Annotated in this window: 6 protein-coding genes; all 6 read right to left on the bottom strand. The window is 72.0% G+C overall.

What is annotated here, in order from left to right; translation table 11 throughout:
• Window positions 1-40 precede the first annotated feature (40 nt).
• The 6 genes from HDC93_RS37300 to HDC93_RS37275 all read right to left on the bottom strand — a co-directional run bounded on the left by HDC93_RS37300 (window position 41) and on the right by HDC93_RS37275 (window position 8,708).
• Window positions 41-1,891 carry an ABC transporter ATP-binding protein gene (locus HDC93_RS37300; protein WP_260420008.1) on the bottom strand — a complete coding sequence of 617 codons (1,851 nt, stop codon included), beginning with the start codon at window positions 1,889-1,891 and terminating at the stop codon, window positions 41-43.
• 234 nt (window positions 1,892-2,125) lie between these two features.
• A complete protein-coding gene (locus HDC93_RS37295; protein ID WP_185015202.1) occupies window positions 2,126-3,238 on the bottom strand; it encodes a hypothetical protein in 1,113 nt (370 codons plus the stop codon).
• A gap of 4 nt (window positions 3,239-3,242) precedes the next feature.
• Window positions 3,243-5,288 (bottom strand): methyltransferase, FxLD system, encoded by a 2,046-nt coding sequence (gene fxlM, locus HDC93_RS37290; RefSeq protein WP_185015201.1) that lies wholly within the window; start codon window positions 5,286-5,288, stop codon window positions 3,243-3,245.
• Window positions 5,289-5,324: 36 nt separating this feature from the next.
• Window positions 5,325-6,395, bottom strand: a complete 1,071-nt coding sequence (locus HDC93_RS37285; RefSeq protein ID WP_185015200.1) for a lanthionine synthetase C family protein — start codon at window positions 6,393-6,395, stop codon at window positions 5,325-5,327.
• Window positions 6,392-8,431 carry a lantibiotic dehydratase family protein gene (locus tag HDC93_RS37280; RefSeq protein ID WP_260420007.1) on the bottom strand — a complete coding sequence of 680 codons (2,040 nt, stop codon included), beginning with the start codon at window positions 8,429-8,431 and terminating at the stop codon, window positions 6,392-6,394. The genes HDC93_RS37285 and HDC93_RS37280 overlap by 4 nt, the downstream gene beginning before the upstream one ends.
• 88 nt (window positions 8,432-8,519) lie before the next feature.
• A complete protein-coding gene (locus HDC93_RS37275) occupies window positions 8,520-8,708 on the bottom strand; it encodes an FxLD family lanthipeptide (RefSeq protein ID WP_185015199.1) in 189 nt (62 codons plus the stop codon).
• Window positions 8,709-8,811: the final 103 nt, after the last annotated feature.

The following is an 8,811-nucleotide window of genomic DNA, read 5'->3' as shown; positions in this document are numbered from 1 at the left end:
TTGCGATGGATAAGCTGAAGCGCACCGGCGTTGAGCTGCATCAACCTGAGCATCCCGCCACCGCGACAGGCCGAACCCCCGGAGAATTGGTGTTGGTGAGCCGGTGCGTGATCAGCAGGATGGCGCGGTCCTTGGCCAGTTCGCGCAGGCCGGCGAAGATCCGGTGCTCCGCGCGGGCGTCGAGGGCGGCCGTGGGTTCATCCATCACCAGCAGCGCCGCCTGCCGGTGGAACGCGCGGGTGAGGACCAGGCGCTGCCACTGCCCGCCGGAGAGCTGCTGTCCGCCGAACCACTCGCTGGTCAGCAGGGTGTTCAGGCCGGAGCGCAGGCCCGGCAGCATCTCCGCGGCGCCGGACGCCTCGCATGCGGCGAGCAGGGCCGCGTCGCTGGTGTCGCCCTGCCCGAAGGTGATGTTGTCGCGCATCGTCAGCGGCAGGTACGTGAACTTCTGCGGCACCAACGCGACGTGCTCCCACGATCCCCACGGGTCCAGGTCCGTGGTGGAGGCGTGGTCCCAGGCCACGTCGCCCTCGGTGGGCTGCAGCAGCCCGCACAGCAGGCGCGAGAGGGTCGTCTTGCCGGAGCCGTTCTCCCCGACCAGCGCCACGATCTCCCCGCGCCGCACGTGCAGGGAGACGTTGCTCAGGCTGTCCTTCGGGGCGCCGTCGTAGCGGTAGGTGACGTCGCGGACCTCGAAACGCTCCGGGGCCGCGGTCACGGGCGCGGTGCCGCGGGAATCGGTCATGGCCTGGCCGTGGGCGTTGTCGAGGAAGTTCTGCCAGTCCTGCACGTACCAGCCGGTGCGCACCAGGCGTGCCCCACCGTTGATGATGCCGCGCACCGAGCCGGTGGCGGTCTGGAGAGCGAAGACGGCGCCGCCGCCGGCCGCCAGGCTCAACCGCCCGGAGGCCAGGAGCCACAGCAGCGCCGCCCACACCGCGGTCGAGGCGATCCCGCCGGCCACTGCTCCTGCCAGCCCCATCCAGGCACCGGTGTTCGTGGCCTTGCGTTCGGCCGCGTTGACCGAGGCGGCCAGGCGCCGGTACCGGCCGATCAGGAAGGGCCCGGCCAGGCAGGCGCGCATCTCCTCACTGGACTCCTGATAGGCCATGTGCCAGCGCAGCTTGCCCAGCATCCTGCGCCGCCCGGAGGTCTCCAGCCCGGCGAGGTAGATCACGCGGGCGGAGCGGACGTAGGCGGCGGCCTGCGGCAGGCAGGCGAGGAAGAGCAGGGGAAGGAGCAGCGGATGCAGGACGGTCAGGACGGTGGCGCCGGCCGCGAGCGTGGCGGTCGCCGCGAGGACGTCCTGCGCTTCTTCGACGAGGTCGGGGGTGACCTGGGCGCCGCGGTCGGCGATGTCGTAGGCGTCGTTGTAGCCGGGCTTGTTGTTGGCGGCCAGTTCCGCGCCGAGCGCGGCCTCGATCATCGTCAGCTCCGCTGCCCGGCCGAGCACCGGGCGCAGACGGCCAGTCAGCCAGACGACGGCGATGCCCAGCAGCGCGCGCACGCCGGTGGCGGCGGCGATCACGGCCAGCTGCGGGGCTGCGTCCCACAGCCGCTCGGTGATGCCGCCCGAGGAGATCAGCGCGGTGATCGTGCCCGTGACGGCCAGGAGGCCGAGGGCCGCGAGGACGCCGGTCCCGATCTGGCACACCAGCAGGCCGATGGTCGCGCCGCGGTCTACGCGCCAGGCCATCTGCACCGAGCGCCGCACGAGCGAGGGCAGGCGCCGCGCCATGGTGCGGGAGGTCAGCAGGGAGCCGGCCTGGAGCCTCGACTCGTCGCGGTAGAGGTATTCCTCCTCTCGAACACCGGCCTCCTGCGGTTCGTCGTCCGGCGCGGCCCCCTTTGGCGGTTGCGGCGGCTGGTCCTGCGTAATGGCCGAGGTCATCGTTCCCCCTAGGACGGTCGCTGCGGCAGAGTCGTGAGGTCTAACGACACGGCTGCGCTATCGAACACACGTCATTCGGTCGTGCTGAGGAGCCTGCTATTTCCTGCGTCAGGGAACCCCGCGGGCGCGGGATCCCTGGTCTGGCTTGGAGCGGCCGCGGGCAGGAAATGGCCGAAACGCCGACACCGCCAAACAGCGTGGGCAGCACGGCGGGCCCATCCCGGTCGCCCTCTCCTAGCCGGGATCTGGTTCGGCCTGTAGCAGCCTTTCCAGCTCTGTCTCGGCGTGGCCGACCGCGCCCGTCAGAGCCTCATGGTGGTGGGCGGACAGGACGCCGGATCCCAGTCCGGCCGCGGCGATCACCGCGTTCAGCGCGTCTGTCGCCCGGTCGTCCAGGGCGGCCGCGGCGACGGGGTGGTGCAGTGCGTCTCGTGCCGCGTAGGCGTCGAGTCGGGCAACGCTGACGAGGGAGTCGAGTACGCGGGCGACATGGCGTCCGGTGCGGTCCAGTTCCAGGGCCGACAGGCCCGTCCGGGTCTGGAAGGCGGCGGTCGGCGGATCGGGATGGTCGAGGAGCTGGACGGCTGCATCAACGGTGCGGTCGAGGTCGGGTTCAGGGACGGGGGTGTCTTCGGGCCGGCAGTGGGCGTGCAGGAGGAGGGCGATGGCTCTCTCCCAAGGCTCCGTGGGCTGGGTGGTGTCGATCAGGTCGCGGGCCTGCTGGTCCAGGCCCTGCTCCATCAGGGCCATGATCTTGATCTGGCGACCGTCGAGGAGCCGGTTGCCAATGCCGCGATGCCGGGCCATGGCGTCGGCCGCGTCGGTCCACCGCCCGATCTGGGCGAGGGCGCGGGCGCCGTCCACGAGCAGGGTGACGTACAGCTCCTGGCACACCGTGCGGTGGTCCTCGTCCGTGCCGGTCAGAGCAGACAGGTCGACGGTGCGGCCGTCGATGTCAGCCATGTTCCGATGTCGGGCAGCGTCGTTGAGGCAGCACAACAAGCCGTAGGCGAGTTCGCCGTGGCCGGCGCGAGTCTGCAATCGGGAGAGATTGACGAGCGGCATCAGCGACATGACGGCGACCCGTCCGCTGAGGCGTCCGGCGTCGGTGAAGACCTGGTGCTGGCGCCAGCACAGATCCTCGGCCAGGTCGGGCAGGCCGACGTCGGAGGCGATGAGCGCGGCGTAGTTGAGGACCCCGCAGGCGCGGGCCACCAGGTCATGGTGGCTCGCACCTGCGGGCGCGACGGTCAGCCCGGTGAGGTGCTTGATGCGCTCCTCCAAGGGGAGCGCGGGCGCCTTGGTGCGGCGGACCAGGGGGATGCGGCTGGCTATCGCGGGAATCATCGGCTCAGCCCTTGCGCGCCCAGTCGACGACCAGTCGGCTGTAGGGCTTGTCGACGACGAAGCGGGCGTCGTCCGCCGTCAGCCGGTCACGCGAGTCCGCGACGGCCATGCGGAAGCCCGGCTCGGGGGCGTCGTTGCCGCCGGTCGCGTCCCAGGCGCGGATCTCGCTCACGACGCGCTCGGCGAGGTCGGCGCCGCCCTCGCCGTGGCCGATCACGCCGACCTCCCAGTACCGGCCCTTCTCATCCTCGCCCTCGCGGATGGTCAGGTACGCGAGCGACCCGGCGTCGAGGGCGGCCATGGAGCCCCACCCGAAGTGCGGGGTGAATCCGGGGCGCTGGCCCGGCAGGCGGGAGAGGCCGTTGGGCAGCACGCAGGCCAGGTACAGGTACAGCCACTCCCACGCCGAGCCCTGCCGGAACTTCACCCCGGTGTAGAGCTTGGTCTGCTGCTGGTCGAGAACGGAGCGCAGCGCCTCGCGGTCGACGTCCTGCTCGCTGAACGTCTCCAGGCGCACGTTGCCCTCGCCGGCCATCGGCACGAGGGTGTACACGTCGTCGCAGACGCCCTTGCGCAGGGGGATGAAGGTGGCCATCTCGCAGGAGACGGTCTTCCACGTGTCGCCGTCGCGTTCGAAGGCGAAGGAGCGGGAGATGCTGCCGCGGATACGCATCGGCAGGACCAGGCGCCCGCCGGGGGCGAGCTGGTCGAGGATCTTCACGGGGACGTCACCGGCGCCGACGGTGAAGATGATCCGGTCGAAGGGGGCGTGCTCGGGCAGCCCGGCCGCGCCGTCGCCCATCACCGCGGTGGCGTTGTCGACGCCGGCCTCGGCGAGGTGCTTGCTCGCGCCGGAGACGAGGTCCTGGTCGACGTCGAGGGTCCACACCTGCCCGCCTGGGGAGACGATCTTGCCGAGAAGGGCGGCGTTGTAGCCGGTGGCGGCTCCAGCCTCCAGGACCTTGTGACCGGGCTGGGCGCCGAGCTGTTCGAGCTGGGTGGCGACGATGGACGGCGCGGAGATGCAGGAGATCATCTCCCCGTGCTCGTCGTGCTTGATCGGGACCGCGTCCTCTTTGTACGCGCTCTCCAGGTCGACGCGGGGCAGGAAGGCGTGCCGGTCGGTGGTGCGGAAGGCATCGATGGCCGCCTTGCTGCGCAGGTGGCCGCTGTCGAAGAGCCGCTGGGCGAGGGATTCGCGCAGCTGGTTGGGGTCGGTGACGGGTGTCATGGTGGTCTCCATTCGAGGGAGGCTAGGGTCCGCCGGGGCGGACTTGCGGGTGGACACGTCAGCTCCTTCTCCGGTGGAGAAGGCGACGTGACGGCCGAGCCACGCGGTGGCGGCCTGCGCTTCGGCAGGCACGCCTGCGCGGTTGAACGCGAAGATCGCGTGATGGGCGATGACGCCCCGGATTCCGCGTATCAGTCGGCCGTCAGCGGCGAGCCGGCGCAGGCGGCGGCCGGCGTCCTCAAACGCGGCGACGCGCTCGACCCAGCCCGCTTCCGCGTCTGGGCGCAGGGAAGCGTCCGCGTTCATCAGCCGCCGCATCGCGGAGACGGCTCTCTCCAGCGCGGGCCCCTGGGGCGGGGTGACGGGGGGCCGCAGGGCAGCCCACCGGGCCCATGCATCTCCGGCTTCGAACGGGTCCAGTCCCGCCTCGCGGATCATGGCGGACAGCAGCATCACGCTGCGCTCACGGGCGCCGGGGGTGCCAGTCTCGGCGAGCGCGGCCGGGCTGTCGGCGCAGAACACATCGTGCGCGACCTCCATGCCCTCGGGGCCGCCGAAGGCATGGATCTCCGGCTCGTAGATCCCGCCCGTCCAGCCGGTGATCACGCGGGCGGCGACGAGCTGGTCCAGCAGGCCGGTGGCGGGCTGTTCGGTGCGCAGACGCACGCCGGCGTCCTTGCGCAGGAAGTGGAAGCGGCGCCCGGACAGCGCGGTCGCCAGGGCCCGGGCGGCGTCCGCGTGCTGGTCGGGGAAGGCCACGGAGGCGTGCCACCAGGACGTGTCCGGGGGGATCGGCAGGTTCTCGTCGTCGAAGGTCATGGGCAGAAAACTCCTTGCGAGGTGGCGGGGAGAGGATCAGGTGAGCAGGAGGACGCGGGTCCAGCCGGTGGTGTCGGTGGCGTTCAGGGCGAGTTGGGCTCCGGCGCGGCCTTCCATGAATCCGGGTTTGGGCAGGCGCTCCCAGTCGGCGGCCAGCCGTCGGTGCAGGTCCTGGACGATCGGGGTGAAGCGTGCGGGTGCGGGGCTGTCGGCGGCGACCGCGCGGGTGAGGGTCAGCAGGCCGGCCCAGCCGTGGCAGAGGGTCGAGTCGGTGATGCGGGCGAGCCGCAGCGGGTCGGTCAGGATGGTCTCGACGATGTCCTCGGCCGCTTGGCGCCGGGCGGTGTCGCCGAGGGCGAGCGCGGCGAGCTGCTGGGCGCGGGCGATGCCGGGCTGGCCGTAGCACCAGGACTGGCGGGCCGGTTCCGCTGTGGGCGGCTGGTCGGCCTCCAGGTGTGCTGCGGTGGACCAGTAGTGGGCGCCGTGCCGGTCGAGCCAGGTGGCGAATGTGCCGACGGCCTCCTCCTGCCCGGGGACGCTGACTCCGGCGCGCAGGGCGAGGGAGAGCACGGCCAGTGGCCCCGCGATGCCGTGGGCCATGCCGTTGTTGCCGTGGCCGCCGGCCATCGTCTTCCCGTCGGGGCCGACCGGCGACCACCACCCGGGCAGGATCCGGCCTTCACTGCGGGCAGGGTGGGCGAGCGCGACGAGGCAGGCGAGCACGTCGGGCAGCCGGGGCGCGATCGGGCGGCGGGACAGCAGCAGTGCGGCGAGTCCGGTCAGGCCGCGGATGAGGTCCCATTCGGCGAGGTGGGGCAGCGCGCCGGCCGCCTGACGGCGGTGGGCGGCGGCGAGCCGGGCGTCCACGACGCGGTCGACGGCCGCGCGGACGTCGTCGCCGGCCCCGTGGGCGCGGGCGAGGACGAACTCCAGGGCGGGTGCGCCGTGGAAGAGGCTGGCATTGCTGCCGGTGCTCACCCCCCGGGCGGTGGCCTGGGCGAGGTGGCGGCGGGCGGTGGCCAGGTCACGGCGCTCGATGTCGAGCAGGGCCGTCCCCAGGGCGCCTTCGGACAGGTCCTGCGTACGGGGCACGGTCGTCGTGGTCATGAGCGCCTGGCCAGGGGGACGACGATGCTGTGGGCCCGGCCGCCGATCCACCCGTCGGCGTCCGGCGGGGGCGCGTCGTGCAGGGTGGCGATGCCGAAGGGGCTGGCGTCCAGGTGCGCTCGCAGGAGGTCCAGGTCGACGTCGCGGGTGAGGTCGAGGGGCAGCTGCTGGTCGTCCTCGGCGAGCAGGACCCGCTCCGGCACCCGGAACCGGGCACGCCAGGCGTGGAGTTGGTCTGCCCACTGCTGGAGTGGTGCGGTGCGGGCGGGCAGTGTGCGGCTGCGGATTTTCCACCGGGCGGCGGTGAGGATGGTGCGTCGGTAGGTGAGGGCCGGGGTGAAGGGCAGGGTCCAGGCGGCGCCCCAGTCGAACCAGGTCACCTGCGGGGATGCGGCCCGGCTGATCTCGCCGAGGAAGCGGGCCATCGGCGGGGTGTAGTTGTTCCACAGGAAGTTGATGGCGGTGGGGGCCAGCAGCTCCAGCGGCTTGCCCGTCGCGGACTCCATGAGCTGGGGGCGGCCGTCGGCGACGGTGACCGACAGGTCGCGGGGGAAGAGGACGTGCGGGGCGGGGCGGCGGAATTCGCCGACGCTGACGACGCGGGGCAGGGCCTGGGGCGCGCGGGTGAGCAGGTCGGCCGGCACACGTCCTGCGTGGAAGGACAGCTGTGCCAGCTCCGCCTCCGCATCGATGGTGGGCAGGTGTGCGTACGTTGCCTCGGTGCCGGGGAAGAGGTGCCAGAACCGTCCGGTCATCGAACCGGCCGAGCGGGAGACGGTCAGGACCCGCAGCCGGAAGTCCCCCCGGTTGAGGGCCTGGACGGAGGAGGCGTGCACTTGAGCGGCCAGTTCGAGATGGGGCGCCGGATGGTGTGGCTTCTCGCCGGCTGCGGCTTCCAGCTCCTCGATCATCGCGCCCGTCAGGGCCACCGTGCGCCTGCCCTCGGCGGCGGCGGTGCCGGCCAGCTCCAGCAGCAGGCGGTCGCGCCGGGACATCGGCCGGGGCGGTTCGTTCACGGTGACGAACCCTTCCGGAAAGCCCACGCCCCGGTCGGAGTCCGTGGCCACCTCCACCGGAACGGGGATGTTCTCGCCGTAGCGCTCGGTGAATTGCTCGATCCACCGACGCCAGGTCGGTGTCCCGTTCGGATGAGTGGCCAGGCGGGCCAGCACGGTCGCTGTCGTCCCTGCCTCGGTCAGCACTTGTTCGGGCAGCCGCACGTCGGCATCCAGCCGCAGGTCGCATGCTGGCCGCAGCCGGTCTGCCTGGGCGCGGACCGCGTGCGGTAGGGCGCCTGAGGGGTCGACGGCGGTGGCTGGCGCGCGTAGCGAGGAGCGCAACAGCCGTACCCGCAGCAGTTCGCCCAGGAGCCGGTGGCGCGCTGCGTCGCTCACAGCCGGGTACTCCGCGGCGAGTTTGTCGGCCAGCTGGCGATATTCGATCGGGGAGCGGGCCAGGTTGAGCACGAGGCGCAGCGCAGGGTTCAGGGCGAGGCGGAACTCGGCGTCGCCCTCGGACGGCACGTGGATGTGCTCGTTACGTTGCCGGGCCAGCGTGTTGACGCAGACCGCCGTGTCGGCCATGCGAGTGCTGTCGCTCTCCCAGGCGCTGAGCATCTCGTCGAGACCGGCCGGATCGGGGCGCACGACGGCCTGGTGGTCTTCTCCGAAGCGCACGGATGTCGAGTGGTCGAAGCCGAGCAGGGCGACGCCGGCGAACAGGCCGTAGGGGGTGGAGCGGTGTGCGTACCGGATCGCGTAGCGGGCCGTGGCCAGAGCAGCACGGCGAACCCGGCGCGGCTTCGGCGTGCGGCCGTCGATGATGGCCTGCACCTGTCCGGCGAGGTCGGGGCTGGCGTCGGTCACCGTCTGCCGAAAGGCATCGTCGGACCAGACGCTGCTCAGCCACGCGCGCCACGGTTCCACCGGTGCCGTGGATGCCGGCCAGGGCGGCATGGCGGGCTCGGTGAGGTGCACCGCGGCGCGCAGCATCGCCTGCCCCGCGCCCTGGTACAGGCTGGGACGTACCCGTGTCATCACCGCTCTCCCTTCTTCCTTCGTGACGGGGCGGGAGGCGGGCCGGACGGGAAGCCCCGTCCGGCCCGCGCTGCCGGATCGGACCGGCTTACGAGGTGGTGCAGGCGCTGGGGCAGGAGCTGCCGCAGGTGTCACCCGTGCTGCACATCAGGACCGTCTCGGTGGCCGGCGTGCCCTCGATGAAGGTGATGTTGAGCCCGAAGGGGTCGGTCACGTCGGTGGTTGCGAGGTCCGGCTGCGCGGGGGCGGTCGGCCTATCCGTCTGCACGGCGGTCATGCTTGCCTCCTAGTACTCCAGTGCGGTTTCGTGATCTATCCAGCGGGTTCGTCGGTGGACCGTCGTTGGTAGTGGCTGCGTCGGGCTGTTGCCTGGTGGCGTC

The organism is Streptomyces sp. AK010, from assembly GCF_014207295.1.
In the GTDB taxonomy this organism is placed as follows: Bacteria; Actinomycetota; Actinomycetes; order Streptomycetales; family Streptomycetaceae; genus Streptomyces; species Streptomyces massasporeus.
The sequence above is the reverse complement of the archived record's forward strand: the minus strand, read 5'-3'. Positions and strand labels throughout refer to the sequence as shown.